A 529-nucleotide genomic window follows, 5' to 3' on the forward strand; every position below is an offset into this window, starting at 1 on the left:
CGTCTCCCTGTCGCTGAAGGCGACCCAGGAGGACCCGTGGCGCCTGTACGCCCGGACCCACGCGATCGGCCAGATCGTGCCGGGCAAGGTCACCAAGCTCGTCCCGTTCGGCGCGTTCGTCCGCGTCGAGGAGGGCATCGAGGGCCTGGTCCACATCTCCGAGCTGGCCGAGCGCCACGTGGAGATCCCGGAGCAGGTCGTCCAGGTCGGCGACGACGCGATGGTCAAGGTCATCGACATCGACCTCGACCGCCGTCGCATCTCGCTGTCGCTGAAGCAGGCCAACGAGGGCATGACGGTCGACACCGAGTTCGACCCGACTCGCTACGGCATGGCCGCCGAGTACGACGACCAGGGGAACTACATCTACCCCGAGGGCTTCGACGTCGACTCCGGCGACTGGAAGGAAGGCTTCGACGAGGCCCGCGCGGCCTGGGAGAAGCAGTACGCCGAGGCGCAGGCCCGCTACGACCAGCACATGGCGCAGATCCGCAAGGCCGCCGAGGCCGAGGCGGAGGGCGGCAACGAC

Annotated in this window: 1 protein-coding gene; it reads left to right on the plus strand. The window is 68.8% G+C overall.

Going from position 1 to position 529, the window contains the following annotated elements; all coding sequences use genetic code 11:
• On the plus strand, window positions 1-529 hold a 529-nt coding region (locus DBV35_RS29160; protein WP_117434497.1), incomplete at both ends, for a S1 RNA-binding domain-containing protein.

Source organism: Acuticoccus kandeliae (assembly GCF_003073115.1).